The 23,973-nt window shown below is 51.1% G+C and carries 21 protein-coding genes; 11 read left to right on the forward strand and 10 right to left on the reverse strand.

The window, feature by feature from the left end; genetic code table 11:
* The first annotated feature begins 158 nt into the window (after positions 1 to 158).
* From GWQ31_RS08505 to GWQ31_RS08550, 10 genes are all read left to right on the forward strand, one after another.
* On the forward strand, positions 159 to 1,130 hold the full coding sequence (locus GWQ31_RS08505; protein WP_275909125.1) for a glycosyltransferase: 972 nt from the start codon (positions 159 to 161) through the stop codon (positions 1,128 to 1,130).
* Positions 1,127 to 2,287, forward strand: a complete 1,161-nt coding sequence (gene glf / locus GWQ31_RS08510) for a UDP-galactopyranose mutase (protein WP_275909126.1) — start codon at positions 1,127 to 1,129, stop codon at positions 2,285 to 2,287. Before GWQ31_RS08505 ends, glf begins: the two co-directional genes overlap by 4 nt.
* Positions 2,247 to 4,586, forward strand: coding sequence for a hypothetical protein (locus tag GWQ31_RS08515; protein ID WP_275909127.1), 2,340 nt, complete (start codon positions 2,247 to 2,249; stop codon positions 4,584 to 4,586). Before glf ends, GWQ31_RS08515 begins: the two co-directional genes overlap by 41 nt.
* A gap of 83 nt (positions 4,587 to 4,669) precedes the next feature.
* Positions 4,670 to 5,998 carry a glycosyltransferase family 2 protein gene (locus GWQ31_RS08520; protein ID WP_275909128.1) on the forward strand — a complete coding sequence of 443 codons (1,329 nt, stop codon included), beginning with the start codon at positions 4,670 to 4,672 and terminating at the stop codon, positions 5,996 to 5,998.
* Between the two features lie 27 nt (positions 5,999 to 6,025).
* Entirely contained in the window at positions 6,026 to 6,754 is a 729-nt protein-coding gene (locus GWQ31_RS08525; RefSeq protein WP_275909129.1) for a hypothetical protein, read from the forward strand.
* Positions 6,747 to 7,541 carry a methyltransferase domain-containing protein gene (locus GWQ31_RS08530; RefSeq protein WP_275909130.1) on the forward strand — a complete coding sequence of 265 codons (795 nt, stop codon included), beginning with the start codon at positions 6,747 to 6,749 and terminating at the stop codon, positions 7,539 to 7,541. Before GWQ31_RS08525 ends, GWQ31_RS08530 begins: the two co-directional genes overlap by 8 nt.
* Positions 7,531 to 8,745, forward strand: coding sequence for a hypothetical protein (locus GWQ31_RS08535; RefSeq protein ID WP_275909131.1), 1,215 nt, complete (start codon positions 7,531 to 7,533; stop codon positions 8,743 to 8,745). The genes GWQ31_RS08530 and GWQ31_RS08535 overlap by 11 nt, the downstream gene beginning before the upstream one ends.
* Complete coding sequence (locus tag GWQ31_RS08540; protein WP_275909132.1) at positions 8,742 to 10,454, forward strand: hypothetical protein; 1,713 nt, start codon at positions 8,742 to 8,744, stop codon at positions 10,452 to 10,454. Before GWQ31_RS08535 ends, GWQ31_RS08540 begins: the two co-directional genes overlap by 4 nt.
* Before the next feature lie 3 nt (positions 10,455 to 10,457).
* The gene (locus GWQ31_RS08545) at positions 10,458 to 10,976 is read left to right on the forward strand and encodes a class I SAM-dependent methyltransferase (protein ID WP_275909133.1); all 519 of its coding nucleotides are present in this window, start codon (positions 10,458 to 10,460) and stop codon (positions 10,974 to 10,976) included.
* Positions 10,977 to 10,997: 21 nt separating this feature from the next.
* On the forward strand, positions 10,998 to 11,594 hold the full coding sequence (locus GWQ31_RS08550) for a class I SAM-dependent methyltransferase (RefSeq protein WP_275909134.1): 597 nt from the start codon (positions 10,998 to 11,000) through the stop codon (positions 11,592 to 11,594).
* Here GWQ31_RS08550 and pseC read toward each other — a convergent pair.
* The 10 genes from pseC to GWQ31_RS08600 all read right to left on the reverse strand — a co-directional run bounded on the left by pseC (position 11,591) and on the right by GWQ31_RS08600 (position 22,050).
* Positions 11,591 to 12,721, reverse strand: a complete 1,131-nt coding sequence (gene pseC, locus GWQ31_RS08555; RefSeq protein WP_275909135.1) for a UDP-4-amino-4,6-dideoxy-N-acetyl-beta-L-altrosamine transaminase — start codon at positions 12,719 to 12,721, stop codon at positions 11,591 to 11,593. The two genes, GWQ31_RS08550 and pseC, sit on opposite strands and share 4 nt — an antisense overlap.
* Entirely contained in the window at positions 12,718 to 13,722 is a 1,005-nt protein-coding gene (gene pseB, locus GWQ31_RS08560) for a UDP-N-acetylglucosamine 4,6-dehydratase (inverting) (RefSeq protein ID WP_042468912.1), read from the reverse strand. Before pseB ends, pseC begins: the two co-directional genes overlap by 4 nt.
* Before the next feature lie 221 nt (positions 13,723 to 13,943).
* Complete coding sequence (gene malZ / locus GWQ31_RS08565; protein WP_087756942.1) at positions 13,944 to 15,773, reverse strand: maltodextrin glucosidase; 1,830 nt, start codon at positions 15,771 to 15,773, stop codon at positions 13,944 to 13,946.
* Between the two features lie 6 nt (positions 15,774 to 15,779).
* Complete coding sequence (locus GWQ31_RS08570; protein WP_005318309.1) at positions 15,780 to 16,628, reverse strand: HDOD domain-containing protein; 849 nt, start codon at positions 16,626 to 16,628, stop codon at positions 15,780 to 15,782.
* Between the two features lie 137 nt (positions 16,629 to 16,765).
* Positions 16,766 to 17,185, reverse strand: a complete 420-nt coding sequence (locus GWQ31_RS08575; RefSeq protein WP_058395143.1) for an META domain-containing protein — start codon at positions 17,183 to 17,185, stop codon at positions 16,766 to 16,768.
* 334 nt (positions 17,186 to 17,519) lie between these two features.
* The gene (gene yegD, locus GWQ31_RS08580) at positions 17,520 to 18,881 is read right to left on the reverse strand and encodes a molecular chaperone (RefSeq protein WP_275909136.1); all 1,362 of its coding nucleotides are present in this window, start codon (positions 18,879 to 18,881) and stop codon (positions 17,520 to 17,522) included.
* A 177-nt stretch (positions 18,882 to 19,058) separates the two neighbouring features.
* Entirely contained in the window at positions 19,059 to 20,048 is a 990-nt protein-coding gene (locus tag GWQ31_RS08585; RefSeq protein ID WP_159167252.1) for a 2-hydroxyacid dehydrogenase, read from the reverse strand.
* 77 nt (positions 20,049 to 20,125) lie between these two features.
* A complete protein-coding gene (locus tag GWQ31_RS08590) occupies positions 20,126 to 20,584 on the reverse strand; it encodes a CreA family protein (protein ID WP_275909179.1) in 459 nt (152 codons plus the stop codon).
* 174 nt (positions 20,585 to 20,758) lie between these two features.
* Entirely contained in the window at positions 20,759 to 21,613 is an 855-nt protein-coding gene (locus GWQ31_RS08595; RefSeq protein ID WP_265421829.1) for a hypothetical protein, read from the reverse strand.
* Between the two features lie 50 nt (positions 21,614 to 21,663).
* Positions 21,664 to 22,050 carry a TraR/DksA C4-type zinc finger protein gene (locus tag GWQ31_RS08600; RefSeq protein WP_005318322.1) on the reverse strand — a complete coding sequence of 129 codons (387 nt, stop codon included), beginning with the start codon at positions 22,048 to 22,050 and terminating at the stop codon, positions 21,664 to 21,666.
* A 467-nt stretch (positions 22,051 to 22,517) separates the two neighbouring features.
* Here GWQ31_RS08600 and GWQ31_RS08605 point away from each other — a divergent pair, with 467 nt between their 5' ends.
* Positions 22,518 to 23,849, forward strand: a complete 1,332-nt coding sequence (locus tag GWQ31_RS08605) for a glutamine synthetase family protein (RefSeq protein ID WP_219598034.1) — start codon at positions 22,518 to 22,520, stop codon at positions 23,847 to 23,849.
* Positions 23,850 to 23,973 lie beyond the last annotated feature (124 nt).

The raw sequence follows: 23,973 nt of genomic DNA on the forward strand, positions 1-23,973 counted from the left end.
ACATAAATCCCGCAGCTTCAATGGATTAGCTTGGTCAGGCATATCTCTTGCAGTAAAACCTGACAGAGAGGGGGGAAGGGTTGACAGGGACCGTGCGGTAGCCTTGCCCATTTTCTCCCATCCGCTTCTTTTCTACTCATCTTCTCTTGGATTTCCCTATGAAAGTCAGCGTATTGGTGCCTGTCTACAATCTGGCGCGCTTCATCGAACCCTGCCTGCTCAGCCTGCTCGAGCAGCAAACGGATTTCGAGTTCGAAGTGATCGCGATCGATGACGGCTCGAGTGATGACTCCTGGGCTATCTTGCAGCGGCTGGCGCGGCAGTGGCCGACACTGCGCATTCTGCAGAACGAACAGAACATGGGGCTGGCCAAGACCCAGAAACGGCTGCTTGCAGAGGCAAGGGGTGACTATCTCGCCTATGTGGATGGGGATGATCTGGCCCTGCCGGACAAGCTGCAGCGCCAGGCCGATTATCTGGATGCACACCCGGGTTGCACCCTCTGCTACCACGAAGCCGAGATGTTCGATGATGAGACAGGGGCACGGATCAAATTGTTTACCCGTGACTACTACAACAGCCGGCATCTCGAACCCGTGATGACGCGAGAGGCCTTGATCCGGTTCGGGGTATTCGTCAATGCCAGCTCCATCATGTTTCGGCGTTATGAGGGGATGGAAAATGCCATCGACGAGGGGTGCAAGATCATCCTCGATTACCCATGGCATATTCTGAATCTCTCTCTCAACCCGGGAACCCTCGACTTTATCCCCGAGCTGCTGGGACGTTATCGCTTCCACACCCAGAGCTTTGGCGGGCAGACCCGCAAATCGGCCGAGCGTCGTGAGCAGTCGCTGCGCGACCTGCTGCGGGCTTGTGACAATGCCGGTGACTTTGGCGCCGATCCTGTGACCATTGCCCAGGGGCGAGCCCATCACTACTACTCTGCCGCGCTCTATTTCTTGCGGCAGGGAGACTACGCCCGTTTTCTCAACCTGCTTGAGCAGTCGGTGAGCGAGGTGGCCACGCTGGCACCGGGCTGGTTTTTCGACGAGCGGCATCAGCTGGCGTGGGAGGGGCGCACCAATCCGGCCGGCGTCATGCAACAACTGTTTGGAGATGCAGCGTGAGTTATCAGGCGATTGTCATCGGAGCCGGGCTGTCCGGCGCCGTCATGGCGGAGCGAATGGCCAGCCAGCTTGGCTGGAAGGTACTGGTGCTGGAACAGCGCGGCCATATAGGCGGCAACTGCTTCGATGAGTATGACGAGCATGGGGTGCTGATCCATCGCTATGGACCGCACCTGTTTCATACCGACAAGCGGGAAGTTTGGGATTACCTGTCGCAGTTTACCGCCTGGCGGCCTTACGAGCATCGTGTATTGTCACGGATCGATGGTCAGTTGGTGCCAATCCCGTTCAACCTGACCAGCATAGAGCGTTGCTTCCCGGCCGAGAAGGCAGCGGCCATGATTGAGGCTCTTCAGGCCAGGTTCGGTGAGGGGGCCAGAGTGCCCATTATGGCACTGCGGCAGGAAGCTGAGCCTCTGCTGGCTGAGCTGGCTCAGTTCATTTATGAGCGTGCCTTCGTCAACTACACCAGCAAGCAGTGGGGTGTATCACCAGAGCAGGTCTCGCCCGAGGTCACTGCGCGAGTGCCGGTCGTCGTCAATCGTGATGACCGTTACTTCATCGATCCCTGGCAGGCGGTACCCGAGCAGGGTTACACAGCCATGTTCGAGCGCATGTTGGCTAACCCCTTGATTGAGGTCAGGCTCTCCACCTCCATGGAATCCCATGTTTGTCTGGATTGGCAACAGAAACGGATACTGCTGGATGGCGTGCCTTTTGCCGGACCCTTGGTCTATACCGGCATGCTGGATCAGCTGATACCGGAGGATCACTATGGTCTGCCGTATCGCTCGCTGCGCTTTGAGCACTGTCATCTGCCGCAAGCCCAATTTCAGCCGGTGACCACGGTCAATTACCCGAATGAAGAGGCCTATACCCGCATCACCGAATTCAAGCATCTGACAGGGCAGCAACATCCCGGTACCAGCATTGTTTATGAATATCCCTGTGCCTATGCGTCAGGGCAGGGGCTGGAGCCTTACTACCCGCTGTTTACCGATATGGCCAAACAGAATTATCAGGCTTGCCGCGATGAATTGGCCCAGTTCCCGCAACTGATAGCCTTGGGCCGTCTTGCTGAATATCGTTACTTTGATATGGATGATGCTGTAGATAATGCGCTACAACATTTCCAGCGTTTCTGGTTCAGTCGATAAGAGGGGGATAAATGTGGGGAATTATCTATCTGACTTGAATGATGCTCTAGACGCGCAACCGATACGGGCTATTTCATGTGACGTCTTCGATACCTTGATCTTCCGTCAAGCCGGAACCGTCGAGCAACTCTGGTATCAGCTGGGAGAGCAGGCCTACCAGCTGGGTCTTCTGCACAATAACGATCCTGACGCTTTTGTGGAATACCGTAGAGAGGCTGAAGCGATGGCACGGCGTTTTATGATGCAGCGTGAAGGTCACCGAGAGGTACGGCTGGAGCACATTTATGCCTGTTGGCCGAGTTCGCAGGGTGAGCAGTTGTCGCAGTTAGAGCAGCAGATGGAATACGACAACTGGTGGCTTAATCCGGTACTAGTCGCTTGGTTGGCCAGTCAGCAGCACAACGATATACCGATCGTACTGCTTTCCGATATGTATCTGCCAGCAAGCTTGTTGCAGTGCTTCTTCAGTGCTAAGGCTCCCCAGCTCTTGTTGCATAAGATCTATGTTTCCAGCGAATATCAGGCCAGCAAACAGGATGGCCGCCTGTATCAGTGTCTGCTTGCGGAGCAAAACTGGCTGCCAGCGTCGGTGTTGCACATCGGTGATGACAAGATTACCGACTTGCAGATGGCAAAGGCATCGGGGCTAAGCGTCTGCCATGTTGGATTAGGGGATGATTTACTTGCGCAATTAAAGTACGAACAACGCTTGTTTCGTTGCACGATCCCTGGATTGGAGCGGTTACGGCGGCAATGGCGCTGGCACAGTGATGGCTCGGTCATGTCCAGATTAGCCAGTCGTGTCTATGCCCCTGTACTGTATGCCTTTGCGCGTTGGGTAGTAGCAAGATGCCAGCAACAGGGGATTAGAACACTGTTCTGTCTATTGCGCGAAGGCGATGTCATCGCGCGTCTTGTTCAGCAAATTCCCGGACACGATCTTAGTGTCAAGACGCTAGCCATTTCCCGTCGCTCTACTTTCCTGCCTAGCCGCGATTGGTCGATGGATCTTGTGAATCAGCTCAGTCAGCGCCGGGGATATACACTGGCTGAACTGCTGGAGGATCTAGGGCTTGAGTGTCCGGTTGATTGGGTTCCACTCAGATCTCACACCTTGTCCGATTTGGTACAAACTACACACTGGCATGAGGTGCTGAGCTGGCTGACAACTGCCCAGCCTCTTATTATTGTGTACCTACAGCAACAGCGGCAGTGGCTGCTGCAATATCTTTCGCAGCAAGGAGTAAAAAACGCACCAGAGGTAGCCATTCTGGATTGGGGCTGTGGCGGGAGCCTGTTACAAAACCTCCATTTGGTAGCAGGACTCGATGATGTCAACTACTTCATGTTCTATGCCAGTCAGCGTGCAAACCGGGTAGCCCTAATGCAAAAATTGCATGTGTTTCAGTCGGCCGCATGCAAGGAGTGGGCGCAGCAGCTGGCCGCTTATCCGGAAATAAGCGAGATCCTGCTCAATGGTTCTCTCTGTTCCACTCGGGCATATCAGCAGGTTAATGAGGGAATAATCACGCGTGTCGGTGTACAGCGGCCTGATGAATCTATCCGGCATGATGCTTACCTAGATAAATTCATCAAGACGATTCTCGACTGGGGGAAACTTGCTGCAGAAACCAGTTGGCTTGAACAGGAACCATCAATATCTGAACGGCATTACTTTGTTGCCATCCTCTATCGCCTCATTCTTTATCCGATGTGGCAAGAGGCCTGCGTATTGGCCAGTTTACCCCTCCCTCTGACTTCTGGGGAAAGTATCCCCCTGGTGTCACCGTGCGATGCCTTATTGCTCAAAGAGATTGTCGGTTCAGGGGTGCAGGCATACCAACTTTTATTGGATGGTGTTAATCCAATTATTCAGACCAGCTTCTGGTACCCAGGTATTGTTGCTCTTGCTTTCCCGGATCAATTACAGCTTTGCGGGGAATTGGCCACCTATCAGGATGATGAGAAGGTGGCCCCCATGTTGCTACAGCTCCTGCAAGAAAAAAACAAAGATGAAACAGCACTTTACGGAGCTGGGGATTTGGGGCTGCGAGTTCATGAACTACTAACACTGCATGGTATTCGCGTGACCCACATTATCGATCGACGTGCCGAGCGTAGTTCTTTATATATGAATGGTATCAAGGTGATTTCGTTGTCAGAGGCATCAAATTTAAAGTTAAAAACTTACAGTGTAGCATCGAGAGCATTTTGCACTGAAATAGTGAATTCGATCAAGTCGACCTGTAATGATACCTCGCCTATGGTTGAGATATTCACTTATAAAGGCTGCGTTTAAATGGCTTTCTTACTGAATAATGACATTGCAATCAGCTGTGAAAATGTATGACCAGATATGAGATTAAAATCTGAGAAATTTCAATGAAAAATATTAAAAGTAAACTAGTGACAATTGTTATCCCCTGTTATCAACAGGGGCACTTGCTCTCTCGCGCATTAATCTCGGTGCAACGCCAAACATATGATGCCATTGAAGTAATCATTGTGGATGATGGAAGTGAGCCTGCGATAAAAATAGAACATGAAGAATATGATTTCCCTATCCATATGTTGAGACAAAAGAATCAAGGGTTATCAGCAGCACGTAATGCTGGATTAAAGATGGCAAAAGGCGATTATATTAAGTTTCTCGATGCCGATGATGAACTATTACCTGAATGTGTTGCTAATCAAGTAGCTATGATGACATCGGGGAATTCAATAGGTTGTATTGGTTTTCGTGAGATAAACGAAAATACGGAAAAAGAAGTTGATATTATCCCTGCGTTTGGTGATGCTTTGTCTGCATTATTAATAGTGAACATTGGCCCTCCACATATTTATCTATATTGGACTAATGAAGTACGGGCCTGTGGTGGTTTTTCTCAAGACGTCAGAGTAGATGGCGGTCATGAAGATTATGACTTGCTTTTACGAATCGTCATGCAGGGAGCACATCTGATTACTCATCATTCGATAGGCGTAATTTATTATCGTCGAGAGGGTTCTATGTCGACGATGCAAGATCGCATGGATAAAACACGCGCTGCTGTATGGCATTTTAATGTTGAGAGATATTTGATACAAAATAAATTTCTTTCTTCAGAAAGAATGCATTCATTATTGGCCAGTTATTGTAATATTCTGAACGTCACACCAAATAAATTTCGTGGGGGGTTGAGCGAGTTATCGGGATTGTTGGAAAAAAGAATTTCATATTTAAAAATAAATTTCGAGGCTAGTTGTTTAACTATACTAGTTAATGCGCTGTCAAAACATGAATGCTGTAAAAAAATTGTAGCCATGCTTTCTGCCGAGAAAAGTATGCCTTGTTTGTCTGCGCAACCATGGCCAAAACAAGCCATGATAGACTATAGGTTGTTTCTGAATTTTAATGAAAATGTATTTTCGGACGACTATATAGTGTCACTGCTTTCAACCGTGAGTCTATATAAACATAGTTTTGCTATTTATGGTGCGGGAGCAATGGGGGCTAGAATTTCAAGAGTGCTAATTTCAGCAGGGCTTAATCCTATCGCCTATTATGACCGCTCTTGGAAGGAAATTTCGAGGCTAAATTGTATTGAGGTTAGAAACCCTGACGATATGGACAAAGCCAATATTAATTTAATTGTTATTGCGTCATTTGCTTACCGTGATGAGATAATTGATTTTGTCAAAAGTAAGCTACCTCAGATTGACGTGGTATAACTCTATATCGAGGGTGGCATCAAGTTGATGAAATATAAAATTGATGATGGTGACGATATCCTAATCATATCAGTCGATATTTTCGATACATTGCTGTTACGTGATGGAACCTCTGAAGAAGTTCGCTTTTATTTGATTGCAAAGGAAATAAGTGAACTGAGTAAAAGCAAAAAATCAAATGTAGATAGAATTTTTTATTCGAGATATAAATCACATCGTTGGTTGTATGACTTGTATGAAAAAAAAATCATTCCCGAACCTTCTATTGATAAAGTTTACGAAATCCAGCAATCTATTCTTATTGATCCAGAAATAGATAAAGATATTTTATTAGAAGCAGAAATAATAGTTGAGTCGAATTTGTTGAGTTTAAATGCTGAACTTGCAGATGAGCTACTAAAGCAAGAGGCGAGAGGAAAAAGAATAGTATTGTTTAGCGATATGTATTTATCTTCAGCCATTATGCGTGAACTTTTAAAATGTAAAGGTGTGAAGGTCAACTATGAAATATTTATGAGTAGTGAAGCCGGAGTATCAAAGCATCGTGGTGATGCATTCTCTTGGTTAGCAAATAGATATGGTGTCTCGACAGCTAACATACACCATCTCGGTGATAACTATAATAGTGACTATGTGAATGCACAAGCAAATAAAGTCAAAGCCACGTTAACACCCAGATCAACATTTTTTTATTATAAAGAACAAATAATGAAGATGTTGGGCCATATCCTACTGAAGGGAAAGTACAATGGATAATTCAAATGTTTACAATAAAGGTTTCTATCAGGATCAGGCATCGGCATCTTATCGCTCTGGGGTTAAAGTGTTGTCCTGTCTCTTCGATATGATAAAAAAGCCAGACTCAATTCTGGATATAGGATGTGGTACTGGTTCGTGGCTAGCTGCTGCTCATTATCTCGGGGTTGAAGATGTTATCGGTGTTGATGGGTCATCTTCCGCCAAAAAAATGTTGATGATTCCTGATCGTTTCTGGTTGGAAGAGAATGTTGGTCAGAAAATTGAACTGGGCAGAAAATTCAGTTTAGCTCTCTCACTAGAGGTGGCGGAACATCTTCCGATTGAAAGCCACTCAACACTTATAAGCAATTTGACTTGTCATAGTGATGTGATCCTTTTCTCTGCTGCTATTCCGTATCAAGGTGGTACCGGCCACCAAAGTGAAAATTGGCCTTCTTACTGGAATGAGCATTTCATCCGTTTCGGTTTTGATTGTTTTGACATTATCAGACCTGCGATCTGGAATATGCCTGGTGTCAATTTTTGGTATAAGCAAAATATCATGCTGTTTGTTCGTAAGGGGGGCGCCTGCGAAGAAATTGGTCTAGATGTGAGCCAGAAGACAAATAACCCTCTGTCACTCATTCATCCCGAAATGTATTTATGGGCGATTAAACGTGAGGGTGGTTTATCTCTGGAAAAATACAGTCATGACATCTGCTACTACCTCGCTTTGAAGGATAAAAAGGAAAGTGCATTTATTGATATTCCTCGTTATGGGAGTGAATATAATAATGAATTCTGAAGAGCTGTATCGTGATACAATGGGACCTTATTTTTACGAATTCTGCCATCGGTTGCACGGATTAGCAACGATGTATTCAATGACAGCAAAAACGAGGTTATATTTTTGTCGTAGAGCCGGAATAATATTAAATGTTCTATTTAGGCAGTTTTTGGAAGTTAATAAGATAACTCCAAATTATGATTTATATGACTTTCCAGTATCAAGAATTGTCGTTATTAAAGCGGCTTTATCAGAAAACTGGATGTGGGGAGGGCATATCTGCTCTATTGTTTTTAAAAATAAAACAATAAGGTATTTGATTGATAAGCTATTAGGGAAACAAAGTGAAATAAATGTTGAAAAGTATTTGTCCTCATTCGATAGCAATATACTTGATGTATTAGTTAGTCCTAGCTCGGTTAAACGTTGGCTTACTGCTGATGCCAATAATGAAGCTAGCAATTCCATTTCTAATTACTTAACTAGACAAAAAGAATTTCTATCACAGCATTTTATATCAGCAACCAACAGCAATGCAATAATTGTTGACTCCGGGCTCTATGGTACCATTTCAGAGGTGCTCTCTGGAATCTATCCGGATGTAAATTACATTAGTGGCTTTGTTTATTTATCAAATTATAACAGAGTTAACCCTGCTCCTCATCTTTATCGGGCATATGGCCTGATGGGATCTGCATATAGAGCTTCGTGTCTTGTTAGCCATTCAGCAGTATTAAGGCATTGGCATTTTATTGAAAAAATTCTAGAGCCAGATAATAGTGAGTCACTCTCAGAGTATTCTTCAAATATACCATCAGTCATATTGAAAATGAATTGTGAGCAATTGCTTGTTTTTGATTTTTTTAAAGAACCAATCGCATATGACATTACAGATATTCTGGAAAGAATTAATCGGGTTCTTAGCCATCCATCACGCCAAGAAGTATCAATTATCTATTCCTCTCGTAGAGTTGATGATGTCAATGGTGAAGCAAAGCACATCATCATTAATCATGAGATGGAAGTGTCGCTCAGAAAAATGGACAAGTTGAGAAGAGTGAATTACGGCATTATTAGACGGGCATTATGGCGAGAAGGACAAATGGTAACTAGTTATGGCTTTCTAGGATCCACTTATAATGGCTGTAGATACTATATCGCGAAAGCTAATTCGATGGTGTTGTCGAAAATAATTTCACCAGTAATAGGTGTCTACTTATGACCAAAGTTGCTGCTTCCTCATTGGGATTAGACTTCAAATCTTGTTTTAATGATTTTATTGAACACCTGTACAGCGAGATAGCCTCGATTCAGCATGTTAAATTCAATAACACTAACAATCTTTTTAAGTCATGGTTTAGTCAGCAACAAAGATGGTTTCTTAATAAATACTCTGAGGAAAAGCTTCCTTCTGCTATTTCAAAACTACTGGATGATGTTGACTCGAGTATTGTCGTTTTTCAGGTTGGACCATCATTTTTATCTCAGTATAATACGACTGCGAGTGAAGATGGCTGGTTTGAAATGCTCGACTCATTTGGGCTAAGGATTATAGATACCGAGTCTTTTGAGGTTGAACTTGTTTATACCGACAAGCGCTATGATTTAATCGCCACACACTGGAGGAACATCAATGCCTGTCACGATAATAATAGTATTGCCAAACCGAAATTTTTAGCAGCAAAGATATCTTATAAAAAGCAAGATAGAGTTGCACTTTCACGACTAAGTGATAAAGGAAAATATGGCTTGAATGGTTTCTTTAAAAGAGGCTCTCAATGCTCTTTTTTTTACATTATTCACTTTTTTCAAGATTTGGCATTTCTACGTGGCTTAGTTGTTCGAATAGGTTATGAAAATTTACATGTGATAATAAATGATGATAATCTGACATTTCATCATCTTATCATAGTTAATAAGTTTATTAAAAATCATGCTATCAAAAATTCATTCCTACGCGACTTTGATGTGAATATTATGAATGCCGGTAGTATATTGCTAACATCCACTCTTGGCCCATTATCACCTATGCACCTATCCTGCTCAAGGCTCATTGTCAAAGCGCGGGAGTTACACGTGGTCACAATCACTCTACAACATGGCATCACATTGCCTGACGTGTTTACAACCATGACTGAGTATACACTGGCTTGGAGTGAACCTGCTGCGAATGAGATAATTGAACGCGCCCACAGTGTAATTCGTTCAAAGGTATTTCCTGCTGGAAATGTAAGGCCGGTTTATAAGGTAGAAGCAAAGTTCTTAACAAAAAAATTTGGTTGCTGGGTATCTAAATTTGCACATCGAGTGATGATCGCCACCAATTTTCACTGGGCTGGAGCACATAGTGTCAGTGTGAAAGATGTCAATGATTTTATAACTAATTTAAGCATGAAGAATCCTGATACATTATTTTTTATTCGCCCTCACCCAGAAGACTATTCATTAAGGGTCGCAGCTGGGTTGTTAAATGTTATTCTAATTGATGATGTTATAACCGGACTTCTGGATACTTCTATCGACCAGATTTTAGTAAACTGTGATTTACTTCTGTCAACATACTCTACGCTATTGTACGATGCTGCTCGCAATAATATTCCATTCGTGGCGTTTAATTATAATGAGGTTATAGGGAAAGATAGTATTCTATATCCCGAGCTTACTCGGATAGAAAGAATAGATAACATTATGGATGTAGACCTTGAACTTTTTTTAAAAAATGCTTCTTTTATTAAAAGTAATGTAAGCTATACAAGTTCGTTTTCTTATTTTTTAATTAGATGTCTTAAAGATGGTGGTTCCCCAATTACTAATGAACAACAATGTGAACTAGATAAAATAACAGATTATTACCTGAGAATTGCTCCAGATTATGGTCGTAATGCATATAAAAACAAGCTTGAGTCAGCCTTTATTAAGGGAGTATCATAGATTATGAATGTACCTAAACGTGAAAGTGTTATTTACCATACTCGAAAGGATGGTGTTGGTATTGAGCTAGGGGTCGCAGAAGGTATCTTTTCAGAAAGAATAATGCAGCTTGATCATGTCTCTTTCTTGTACGGTGTTGACATGTATGCAGGCGACCGAGGTCATGATATTAACCAATATAAGTCAGCTTTTATGAGGCTGAATAAATATAGGGAAAAATATTCCCTCTTAAAAATGAGATTTGATGAAGCACTAGACATGTTCCCTGATGAATACTTTGATTTTATATATGTTGATGGCTATGCTCATACAGGAGAGGAAGAAGGAAAAACATTGTATGATTGGTTCCCAAAGTTGAGAGTTGGTGGGGTTTTTGCTGGCGATGACTATCACTCAGATTGGCCAAAAGTTGTTTCTGTGGTGGATAATTTTATTAAAGAAAAATCACTCACACTTAATTTGATTGAGTGTCATGAGCCAATTCCTTATTGTGAATATCCAACTTGGTATGTGATTAAATAAATCGAAAAAAAGGAATTAATTATGAGTTATTCACTTTATCAAGAAATTTACAATAATGTCTTTCTTTCCAACTCCGATTATCTTAAAGCAGAGTTTAGCCCCGGATATAGAATTGTTATCGAACATTCTGATATTATTCGGGTAGCAGGTGAAAAACACCTCGATTATGGTTGTGGGGTAGGGTTTGTAGTTGGTCTATTAGGATCCAAGTTATTCGGAAAGGATTCTTATGGGGTGGATGTAAGTAAGGTTGCCTTAGATATAGCCAAGGAAAGGGGGATTGAGTCGAAAAAACTATTTTTATTGCAAGATCACAAAATCCCTTTTCCTGATAATTTTTTTGATTTAATTACTTGCTGTGATGTGGTGGAGCATCTTGAACTTGATGATATTCTTAATTTGTCATCCGAATTAAATAGAGTGCTATCTCCAAATGGTGTTCTTCTGCTGAACATTTCAACTCGGCTTGCAGGGTCTAAAGATTTGCATGGTGATAATTTGCATAGAACAGTAAAAGACCCCAATTTTTACTCATTATTATTTAATCTTGATCGGTATATAGTTAACAATGTCGAAAAAGAGATAACTGCCATTCGACATGGTAAATGGATTGATTAATTGCCAAGAATTGCTTTGATAACATATTCCATATCTTTCGGGATTAAGCTTGGAAACAATGGTAGCGTGATGCAACCGACGTAGAACTGTTCAGAGTAGGGCCTGGGTGTATGGGCCCACTTTTGGTACCAAGGCTGTTTGTAGATCGGCATATAGTGGACATTGGCACCTACACCATTCTCGCGCAGTCGCTGGAACAGCTCCTGGCGATGCTCTGGAGCAACATGGTGCACATAGAGATGAAAGGCGCTGCGCCGTTCTGGGCTGAAGTAACGGGGCAAGAGTTCAGGGGCCAGCATTTCAAAGTAACGACGGGCAATCTCACTGCGTTTGGCGATCCAGGGGTCAAGACTGCTCATCTGGCTCAACCCCAACGCTGCCTGGATATCTGTCATCCGGTAGTTGAAACCCAGCATCTGTTGCTCGTAGTACCAGGGGCCGTCCGGTTCGTTGATGAAATCTTCCGGTTCACGGGTGATACCGTGGCTGCGCAGCATGCGCATGGTTTTGGCCAATGCTGGGTCATTGGTCATGGCCATGCCGCCTTCGCCGGTGGTGATGATTTTCACCGGATGGAAGCTGAAGACTGTGATGTCGCTGTAGCGGCCATTGCCGGTCGGTTCGCCGTGATAGCGGGCGCCGAGGGCGTGGCAGGCATCTTCTATGATGCGAAAACCGTACTCCCGGCCCAGACGATGGATCTCTTTCATATCGCAGGGCAAGCCCGCGAAGTGCACCGGAATGACTACCTTGGGCAGGCGTCCTTGCGCCTTGGCGACAATCAGTTTGCGCTCCAGCTCCAGTGCGCACATGTTGCCGGTATCCGGCTCTATGTCGACGAAGTCGACCTGAGCACCGCAATAGAGTGCACAATTGGCCGAAGCGACGAAGCTGATGGGGGAGGTCCAGACCCAGTCCCCCGGGCCGACACCCAGAGCCAGACAAGCGATGTGCAAAGCGGCCGTACCCGAGTTCACGGCGACGCCGAAGCGTGCGCCACAGTAATCGGCGACTGCTTGCTCGAAACGAGGAACGACCGGGCCCTGTGTCAGAAAGTCCGACCTCAGCACCTCGACTACGGACTCGATATCCGCCTCGCTGATCGACTGTCTGCCGTACGGGATCATTCCATTACCACCTTGTCATTCAACTCTTTTAGCTGGGCCACCGTCAGGAAGTCGCTGTTGTTGCGGGAGTTATATTCGAAACCCTGTTCGACCATGACCCCCTTCTCGCCTGCAGCTGTGACTGAGAAGTCATTGTTGCGATTATTGAAATTGATGGTGGGACCGATGATGAAGAAGTCGTCGAACTCGAAGGTGTGATAGGAGTCGTCGGAAGGGCACATCACTTCATGCAACTTCTCACCGGGGCGAATACCGATAATTTCCTGAGCCAGCTGGGGCGCCATGGCGGTAGCCAGGTCGGTGATCCGTACCGAGGGCAGCTTGGGCACGAAGATCTCGCCGCCCTTCATCCTCGGGAAGTTGTTCATCACAAAATCCACTCCTTGCGGCAGGGTGATCCAGAAACGGGTCATCTCGGCATGGGTGATGGGCAGTGTGCTGGCACCCTGGTCAATTCGTTTTTGGAAGAAGGGCACCACTGAGCCGCGTGAACCCACCACATTGCCATAGCGCACCACCGCGAAGCGGGTCGGATCCTGGCCTGCAATGTTGTTGGCCGCCACGAACAGCTTGTCGGAAGCCAGCTTGGTGGCGCCATACAGGTTGATCGGGTTGGCAGCCTTGTCGGTGGAGAGGGCAATCACCTTCTTGACCTGATTGAGCAAGGCGGCCTGAATGACGTTCTCCGCCCCATGAATGTTGGTCTTGATGCACTCCATGGGGTTGTATTCAGCAGCGGGGACCTGCTTGAGCGCGGCCGCATGCACGACGTAATCGACGCCGCGCATCGCCATGTTCAGCCGGTTGGCATCTCTCACATCCCCGATGAAATAGCGCATGCAGGGGTCGTTGAACACCTGTTGCATCTCGAACTGCTTCAGTTCGTCGCGGGAGTAGATGATGAGTCGCTTCGGCTTGTAGCGTTCCAGTACTGTCTTGACCAGCATCTTGCCAAACGAGCCAGTGCCGCCGGTAATCAATAGGGTTTTATTGTCGAACATGACGGATTCTCGCTAGTGATGCCAAGAGGCAAGCAATATATGTGCCTGGAACCAGTTTAGCCGAAAAGGGCTGGAAGCAGTTTTGTATGATGCCAGTTTTATTCCACTATGAGTGAAGTAACTAGATGATTCATAGAGAAATCCAACCCAGCTCAAACAACTTTATGCGATCTCTGATGCTTTAACAAAAAGCGGAACATTCGGTTCCGCTTTTTTGACGCTTAGCTGGAGAGCAGCACTCTGGCCGAGTTGGCGGGTATGGTCACTTGTACCTGTCCCTGTACCACTTCGTACTTGTCACCGTTGAAGGCATCGGTGAAGCGGCTGGCTGGGCTGGCGGTCTGCCACAACGGCAGGCTGATGGTGCGCGGCTCGGTCGGATGACGGTTGCAGGCGACCACAACTTGATCGCTTTGCAGGGTTCGAGCGAACACATAGCTGTGAGGGCCGGCATAAAGGGTCTGGATATCGCCACGGCGCAGAGCAGGCCGCTGCTTGCGGATCTGGATCAGCCGGCGGTAGTGATCGTGCAGCACGTGGTCCCAGGCCGTGGTCTCCCACGGGAAGCAGCGGCGGCAATCCGGGTCCTTGCCACCGGAGAGGCCGACTTCGTCGCCGTAGTAGATGGATGGCACGCCGATATAGGTGAGCAGCAGGGTGGCGGCCAGCTGCATCCGTTGTTTGTCCTCTCCCAGCAGATGGAGGAAGCGGGCGGTATCGTGGCTGTCCAGCAGGTTGAACTGGGCCAGCTGGTTCTTGAACGGGATATGGGCCCGCGCCAGCTTGAGCCAGCTGTCCAGCTCCTCGGCGCTGATCTTGATGGGGTGATAGGCAATGTCCTGCCCGGCCAGGAAGGCGCGGATCGGGTGGGCAAAACCATAGTAGTTCATGGCGCCGTCCTCCTGATCTCCCTGCAGCCACTGGCTCGCCTCGAAGAAGTGCTCGCCGAGCACATAGGCATCCGGGTTTTCCTGCTTCACGGCGCCGCGAATGGCACGCACATGGCCGCGATTGCCCTCGGCGGTACCACGCTCCCCCAGCATGTGGATGACGTCAAAGCGCCAGCCGTCTATCTGGTAGGGTGCTCGCATCCAGTAGCGCAGTATGGCGTCATCGGCGCGATAGATAGCGTCCTGTACCTGCTCGCTGGAGAAGTCGAGCTTGGGCAGGCTGCGAATGCCCTTCCAGCTGACATAGTCACCTTCGTTGTCAAATGTGTAGAAGTTGCGCCACGGTGAGTCCGGGTTGCTCTGGGCACCCTGTGGCGGGCAAAACCAGGGGTGCTGGGTCGAGGTATGGTTGACCACTGCATCCAGAATGATCTTCATGCCGCGCTGGTGCAGGTTGCGGGTCAGCTCGGCGAACTGTGCATTGCTGCCGAGGTGGGCATCGACCTTGAAGTAGTCCTGGGTATCGTACTTGTGGTTGCTCGGCGAATCGAAGATGGGGTTGAGGTAGAGTGCCGTGACCCCGAGGGATTGCAGATAGTGCAGCTTGGCATCTATCCCCGCCAGGTCCCCGCCGTAAAACTCACAGGCGCCGAGTCCCTCTTCGTGACGGCTGACCGGCTCACCCCACCCCTTGCTGATCACCGCCTTGCCTCTGTACTCGTATTCATGATGCTTCACGCTCAGGGCCGGATCGCCGTTGCAAAAGCGGTCGGGAAAGATCTGGTAGAACACCTGATCCTGCACCCAGGCTGGCGGCTGGTGCAGGCTGTTGAAACGAAAGTGCTGCTCCCGAGGCGGCATGGCCGAGCTGACGCCAGCGCCGTGCAACCACCACTGCTCCTCATCGGTCAGGCATTTGAAGCAGTAGAGATGGATATCCTGCCCTTTGATCAGTGGCAATGTGGCTTGCCACACCTGCAATCTGTCCCGGGTCGAGACTGGCGTCATCGCCAGCAGGTACTCTTCGTTGTCAGGTTCGTGGCGCAGCCACACCTCCCGGATCGGGGCATCCAGCTCGCTGAACAGGGTGAGTTGCAAGCTGTCGGCGCTCTCTTTGAACCAGGGCGCCACCTGGGGATGAAACAGAAATGGATGGGTCATGAGTGCTTATTGAGTCAGAAGGTCGGCGAGGGCATTACCCTGTTCGTGAAGCGTTTCGAGCTGGCCTGCCAGCGATTTGGGATCCAGTCCCAGTTGGTCAGCAAGCGGCTTGGGGAAACGGGCAATGATGGCCTGGGCGGGCACGCCCGCATTCCAGGCGAAGGAGATGAAGACGGCGAGCCGGATCAGCACCGCCTCCTTGCTGACCGGATCGTGGGAGAGGGGATCCAGCTGCTGGGAGATGGCATCGACGAAGGCTTCCGACAGGTTCCAGCGCCGTGCCAGTTCGGCACCGAGCTGGGCATAGTCGTACCCCAGCATCTCCCGTTGGGCCTCTACCCGGCTGCTCCCCTTCTGGATCGCCATATTGATGAGCTCGGCCTCTTCCGGCAGTGTGCTCTGGATAAGCAGCTCACCAATGTTGTGGATCAGGGCACAGGTAAAGGCGGTCTCGGGATCCAGCACCTTGGCCTCCTGGGCCAGGGTCTTGGCGATAGTGGCAACCTGGAAGGTCTCGGTCCAGAACTTGTTCTTGTCGAAGCTGGGGGGGGCCTTGAAGGTGCCTATGATGCCGGAGGCGACTACCACGGAGCGCAACCGGTTGAAACCGAGGCGGATCACCGCCTGTTCGATGGAGGTGACATCATTGCCACGGCGCAGGGCGGCCGAGTTGGCCATCCGCAGCACCTTGACGCTGATCACCTGGTCCATGGCGATCTTGCCCGCTATCTGGTCGATGCGGGCATTTTCATCGCTGAAACTCTGCATCAACTCATGCAGCAGCTGCGGAATAGTGGGGAGTTGTTTGATCTTGTCAAACAGACGATCCATCGACATGGCTGAGGCAGCCTCCATTGCGAGCACTGCCTCATATTGTGCCACAGGCGGGACACTTGTTCCTGTTTGTGATGCCGGTTTCGTGAGCACGAGGGTCTGTTGCTGTGCAGTCCCGACCGCAATGGAGTCAGTTTTACGCTGGCAGACAACCGCGCTTATAGCACCCAGTCACGCAAGGTGTATTCCAAACTGTGCTGTTTTCCCTTCAGGATCAAGGTCTGGGTGGTGCCGCTCAGGGTGGCGCCTTCGAGCAGTGTGGTGATGACTGCCTGCTCTATGGCGTCGAGAGGAGCCTGACAGGCCATCTCGGTACTGCCGAGGCTGGTAACCCAGAATCTGTCGCCCTCGAGGTGGCCCTGGCCGAAGTAGCGGTTGCAACCAGCGATACCGTTGACGGTGAAGTGTTCACCTATCTCGAAATCGGGCGGATTGTCGCGGGAGGCCGCAATGGCCTGGCCATCCAGCTTGTCGAGCACCCAGTGATGATGCTGCAAGTCTTGCTGAACGAACGAGGGGGTACTGCTGCAGGCGCTGAGCAGGAACAGGGCAAGCAGCAGTAGCAGGAATCTGGGCATGGAAGGGCTCCGGTAGTGGGAGCAACAAGCATACCTCCTGCGCCGTCCCCGGGGCAGGGTGAGGGGAGCCGACCCCGACTGCTTCTGTCGTCCTGTGAGTCAGCCCTGTGTCGTTAAATGGCAACACCTTGCCGTGATCGGGATGCGTTCGATGCTGAACAGGCGATAAGAACACTTATCGCCTCTGTCTCCGTGAGGTGGAACTGCGGGCCTCAGTCAGCGAACAGACGTGCGGCATAACGAGCGAGTCCTGCCGCAATGGAACCGAAGTCATTGCCCCCTTCAAGAGGCGTGGCAGGCAGCTTCTGGCGGATGCTGACTGGCGGAGTCATGGTCAGCCAGCAAACAGGCGCTCGGCATAACGAGCGAGTCCTGCCGCCACCGAGCCGAAGTCATCGCCACCTTCAAGCGGAATGGTGGGCAACTTGTGACGAATAAAGGCGGCGATCAGCGGCGAACGGGCGCTGCCGCCAGTGACGAAGATGCGGTCCGGCTGCACTCCTGCATTGGTAATGGCTTCGTCCATCAGCTCGCCAATCTTCTCCAGCAGCAGGGCAGAGGCGCTGGCCAGCTGTTCACGATTGAGCTCGGCTTCCAGCCCCTTCTCCAGTTCACTCAGGGATTGGCGATTCAGCTCCTGCTCCGAGAGGGCGATTTTGCCCTGCTCGGCACGCCATACCAGCTGGTGGCTCAGTTTGTGAGCGCGCAGATTGGCCAGCCGTCCCAGTTTGCTGCCCGGCAGGCTGTCGAGCTGCAGATCCTGCAGCTGACGCGCGGTATCCAGGCTGTAGAAACGGCCCTGGGCGCTGACGTCGTTGATGGCGGCGGCATCCCAGAACAGCGGGTGAGGCAGCGGTTTACCGGTCTTGAGGGTTTCGTGCATGCCGAGCAGCGGCATCATGCCTTCCACTGTCAGCCTGATATCGAAGTCATTGCCGCCGATGCGCTGGCCGCTGTGGCCGAGCAGATCGCCGCTGCGATCCAGCTGGTCGCGATGGCTCGGGCCCATGCGCAGCATGGAGCAGTCTGTGGTGCCGCCGCCGATATCCACCACCAGCACGACGGCGTCTTCATCCAGCCGCGCCTCGAACTCGAAGCCGGCCGCCACGGGTTCATAGAGGAACTCCACCTGCTCGAACCCGGCCAGACGGGCCGCCTCGGTCAGGATGGCGATGGCCTGCCTGTTGCTCTCTTCCCCTGCCAGCCCCTGAAAGTTGACCGGTCGACCTATCACGGCGCGGCGCACCTGAGTGCCAAGCTGCTGCTCCGCCTCGCGGCGTACGTGCAGCATCATGGCGCAGACGATGTCTTCGAACAGGGCGATCTGGGGAGCCTTGAGGCCGTAGGCGCCGAGGAAGGATTTCGGCGACTTGATGTAATAGCCATCGTCCGGCTCCTCCAGATAGCGATCCAGCGCCGCAGCGCCGAAGCTGAGTTCGTCGATCAACCCCTCTTCCCGCATCTGGCGGCGTACCGCCTGGGCACGGGTAACCACAGGGCCGCGCAGCTTGAGGTATTCGGCCTGCTGGGCCGGAGCCAGCCCTTCGGCCAGCAGGCCGGCGATGGCGTCTCTGTGGGGCGCGTGCAAAGTGGAGGGGAGATAGCGGGAACCGCCCAGAGTCAGCAGCCTGGGGCTGCCTTGTTCCATCACGGCGACGGCACAGTTGGAAGTACCGTAATCAAATCCGATAAACATGGGCAGCCAGACTCCTGAATAAAAAAGGGCAGGTAGCCTACCCGATGACGTCGGGTCTCACAACCCGGCACCCCGGATATTGAGGTCGCAGGGGAAAATACACAGGGGGGCGCATGTCGGTGTGGAAAACAGAGGGAATGGCTCCCTCTGTCGTTAATGGCTACGGGTGCGAGAGGATTACTCCACCTCGTTGTCGCTATGGCCCCGGCTCTCTATGGCCTTGAGGTTGCCGAGGGTGGTATCGGCGATGGCGTGCAGCGCCTCGCGGGTCAGGAAGGCCTGATGGCCGGTAAACAGCACATTGTGGCAGGCGGAGAGGCGGCGGAACACGTCATCGGTGATCACCTCGTTGGACTTGTCGGAGAAGAAGAGGTCTTCCTCTTCCTCATAGACGTCCAGCCCCAGGGCGCCGATGCGGGCGGTCTTGAGCGCCTCTATGGCGGCGTTGGAGTCGAGCAGGCCGCCCCGGCTGGTGTTGATGATCATCACGCCATCCTTCATCTTGGCGAATGCCTCCTTGTTCAGCAGGTGATAGTTCTCCTTGAACAGCGGGCAGTGCAGGCTGATGACATCGGACTGGCGGAACAGGGTGTCGAGATCCACGTACTCGGCACCCAAGTCGATGGCCGCCTGACTCGGGTAGGGATCGCTTACCAGCAGACGCATGCCAAAGCCCTTGAGGATGCGCAGGGTGGCGATGCCGATCTTGCCGGTGCCGATAATACCGGCGGTGCGGCCGTGCATATTGAAGCCGACCAGCCCCTCCAGCGAGAAGTTGGCATCGCGGGTGCGCTGATAGGCTTTATGAATGCGGCGGTTGAGGGTCATCATCAGCCCCACCGCATGTTCGGCAACGGCTTCGGGGGAGTAGGCGGGGACCCGTACTACTTTCAACCCCAGCTCCTTGGCGGCAGCCAGATCCACATTGTTGTAACCGGCACAGCGCAGGGCGATGACCTTGGTGCCGTTGGCAGCCAGCTCGGTCAGCACTTCCCGGTCGGCGTCGTCATTGACGAACAGGCACACCACGGGGAAGCCGTGGGCCAACCGGGCTGTCTTGGCCTCCAGCCGTACGTCGAAGAACTCCAGCTCATAGCCGTACTGGCTGTTGGCCTGATTGAAGTGTTCCTTGTCGTAGCTCTTGGTACTGAAAACGGCGACTTTCATGGTGTGCTCTCCGCAAATAATGATGTAGTTAAATTACAACAAATGTGGGCCGTCATCACGGGATAAATGGGGCCGATTCAGCCCCATGGCATGATGGGAACCGCACTCACTGCGCTTTTATACGAACCATCTACCAATTTGGTGCTGTAGGTCAGATAAACCAGCGCATTGCGCTTTTCGTCGTAAAAACGCACCACTTTCTGCTCCTTGAACACCAGTGAGGTGCTGACATCGAACACCTCTTCCCCCGCTTTGAGCTTGGCAGGCAGTGAGATGGGGCCAGTCTGATGGCAGGAAAGCGAGGCGTGAGAGGGATCTTCCGCCAGTCCCAGCCCACCTTTGACGCCACCGGTTTTGGGGCGTGCCAGGTAGCAGGCAAGGCCGGCGATTTTGGGGTCATCGAACGCTTCCACCAGGATCTTGTGGTTGGGGCCGAACAGTTTGAAGGCGGTACTCACCTCCCCTATGGGGTCGGCCTTGTCGGCCAGGGCCGGCATTGCTATCAGACAGCCCGCCAGCAGCAGGCCTGTATTCATGTTTCGCATATGGTTTCCTTGAGTTGTCAGCAGCAGGCAGGGCGCGATCCCGGCACTCTGGCTGCCACGGTCCCGCTTGCGTCAGAGGGCTATCTGCCCCCGATCCCTGATGGGCTGGGAATAATCCCGGCAGTGTTGCCAGCGCCGCTCAAAGTGCATGCCGTTCGAACACTGCTACCGCGGAGGATACTCCCAATATTGGGCTGGAATACTGTTGAGCAAAGGAGTCATATCCGGGTTGGGGAGCTGAATGGTGACCCTCTTCTCCAGATTGGCGCTGGCGAGGGCTTCACGGATCTTGGGATTCTCATGGAAGAAGGTCATGAAGCTGCCATCGGCATAGGCCCGTTCCAGCCCTGTCTGGATCGCCTTGGCCAGCTTGGGGTACTCGGGGCTGACGAAAAAGAACTCGGCAAAGGGATAGCGGATCAGCAGGCGCTGATCGATGACCAGATTGGGGTATTGCACCACCAGTTCGCTGCGCTCGGCAAAGATCTCCACCAGACTGCGCGGGAAGAAATCGAGCTTGTCGCCGTCGTTGATGAGACGAAACAGCGTGCTGTAGCGACCGGAATAAGTCGGGATGCCGGCGTTTTCCAGGATCTTGTTGTCAGCCCAGCCCACCCCTTGTGCCGCTTTCAATTGCTTGAGATCGGCCAGCGAATTGATCTGGTTGAACTTCTCCTGAGCGTCGCTGTGGATGAAGGAGAGGCGCAGGCCTTCCAGACCGCGAAACAGCGGGATCGGGACGGCAATGAGGGCGGATTCGAGTGCGCTGGAGGTACCCATCCAGAATACATTGATGGTCTTTCCCTTGCTCAGCTGTTGCTGCAGGCTGTACTGGTTGAGGTTGAGTTCGACCTGCTCGATGCGAAACGGCTGTCCGGCATGTGTCAGCGCCAGTTCCAGCAGTTTGAGTTGATATTCCTTGTCGAGATCGTTGATTGGTCGGCTGGGAACCTTGACCGTGAGGGTCTGTGCTTGTGCCAGCAACGGCAGACACAAGCACAGTCTGAGGAACCATTTCACTCTCTGCTCTCCTGTAGAATCCGGGACTTGCCCGGAGTCTAACAGAAGAATCAGGCAACGCGACGGTACACGTGAGTGTCGTTGAATTCCTTTGTACTCTGGCATTCAACGCAGAAGCGGGACTCGGGACGAGCCTGCAGCCGCTTGAGAGAAATCTCGTCACCGCAAGATTCGCAGTAACCAAAATCCCCTTCGTTGATACGCCTTAACGCACCCTGCAGCTTGCGCAGGTGCAACTTGTCATGCTCGATGCGGTTCAGCTCCAGACGACGGGCTTCCTCGATACTGGCACGGTCAATTTCATCAGCCATCTCGTTGGTATCGGTGGCGATGGCCTGGCTGGCCTGGGAGTTGAGGCGATCTTCGAGTTCGAGGATCTGACGCTCGATCTGCCCCTTGTAAAAGGCCAGTTGGTCTTTAGTCATGAAATCACACATACGGTTTACTACCAGTCAGTTACTAACCCAATTATCCCTGTTTATGGGGGCTGTCTGCCTGCAGACCAAGCCCTGTGTCCTGAATTTGCACCAAATCCAAGCAGGAGAGTGCAAATCAGGGCGGGCCTTGTACCAAAAAAATGCAGGCATGCAAAGCAAATAGGATAAGGATTGTGCGCCCTTGCAAAAAAATGACCCGATTCGGACAGGGTCTGACTGAGAACATGGAGGATCCTGCCCCCTCGTTGGCATCGAGCTTGCAGTGGGTCCTGGGTGAGCCAAGGTGTTTAGTATTTGGTGCCGACATGGTCATTATATGCACCGTTATTTATAATTTTTTAAACACCACCGCTTGACATCGGCCTTAACGGCGGGCTTTTATGGTGTTGTTGATTACAATTTGATAACAAGGGTGTTCCATATACTAGACACCCTTGCCAATGGCAATCGTAAAGTCGGGGTTTAACATGGACAGTATCAAGGGCTGGATGGAGAGCAATCGCATCACGGAAGTGGAGTGCCTGTTTCCGGATTTCACCGGTAATGCCCGAGGCAAGATCATTCCAGCCAACAAATTTTTGCGCGAAGGGGGCATGCGGCTGCCCGAGGTCATCTTCACCCAGACGGTGACCGGCGAGTACCCGGATGACGACAGCATGATAGACCCGCTGGAGCGGGACATGCAGCTCTACCCGGACCCCAACACCATTCGTTTCGTGCCCTGGGCGCTGGAGCCGACCGCTCAGGTGATCCACGACTGTTTCGACATCAATGGCAATCTTATCGACATAGCGCCGCGTTCGGTGCTGCGTCGGGTCCTGTCATTTTATGAGAAGCAGGGCTGGAAGCCGGTGGTGGCCCCCGAGCTCGAATTCTACCTGGTCAAGCGCAACGAAGACCCCGACTATCCACTGGTACCGCCCATTGGCCGCAATGGCCGCCCGGAGACGGCTCGCCAGTCGTTCAGCATCGATGCGGTCAACGAATTCGACCCCATCTTCGAGGACATGTACGACTACTGCGAGGCGCAGGAACTGGAAGTGGACACCCTTATCCACGAATCCGGCGCCGCCCAGATGGAGATCAACTTTCTGCACGGCGATGCCATCGCTCTGGCTGATCAGGTGTTCCTGTTCAAGCGCACCATGCGGGAAGCGGCTCACCGTCACGGCATCTATGCCACCTTTATGGCCAAGCCGATGAGCGACGAGCCGGGCTCCGCCATGCACATCCACCAGAGCCTGGAAGATGTGAACGGTCGCAACCTGTTCGGCACGGACAATGGCGGTAATACCGAGCAGTTCATGCACTTCATCGCCGGTCTGCAGAAATACACACCAGCCGTGACCGCCTTGCTGGCGCCGAACGTCAACTCCTATCGTCGGCTCACCTTTGGCGAGAGCGCGCCGCGCAACGTGCAGTGGGGTGTAGAGAACCGCACCTGTGGCCTGCGGGTGCCCTTCTCCGATGCCAGTGCCCGCCGGGTAGAGAACCGTTTTGCTGGCGCCGATGCCAACCCCTATCTGGCGCTGGCTGCGACCCTGGCCTGCGGCTACCTCGGCATGATGGAAAAGCTGGATCCGTTGCCGGAAATGAAGTCGAGCGCCTATGACCTGCCTTACAGTCTGCCCCGCTCGCTGGAGGAGGCTCTGAGCCATCTTGAGCAGTGCGAGCCCCTCAAGGAGATGCTGGGGGAGCGTTTCATCCGCGCCTTCGTGGCTGTCAAGCGCAAGGAGTACGAGACCTACTTCGGGGTGATCAGCCGCTGGGAGCGCGAGTTCCTGCTGCTGAACGTGTGATCCCGTGGGCGTGCCAGCCCCTACAGTGGGGAGGCCAGACCCGGCCTCTCCTGTCCTTGTATCGAAGACACCAGAAAGCATGCCAGCTGTGAGTGGCAGTGACTGAAAGAGCGCCTGCCACCCG

It is taken from the genome of Aeromonas sp. 2MA4 (assembly GCF_029237305.1).
Lineage (GTDB): Bacteria > Pseudomonadota > Gammaproteobacteria > Enterobacterales > Aeromonadaceae > Aeromonas > Aeromonas salmonicida.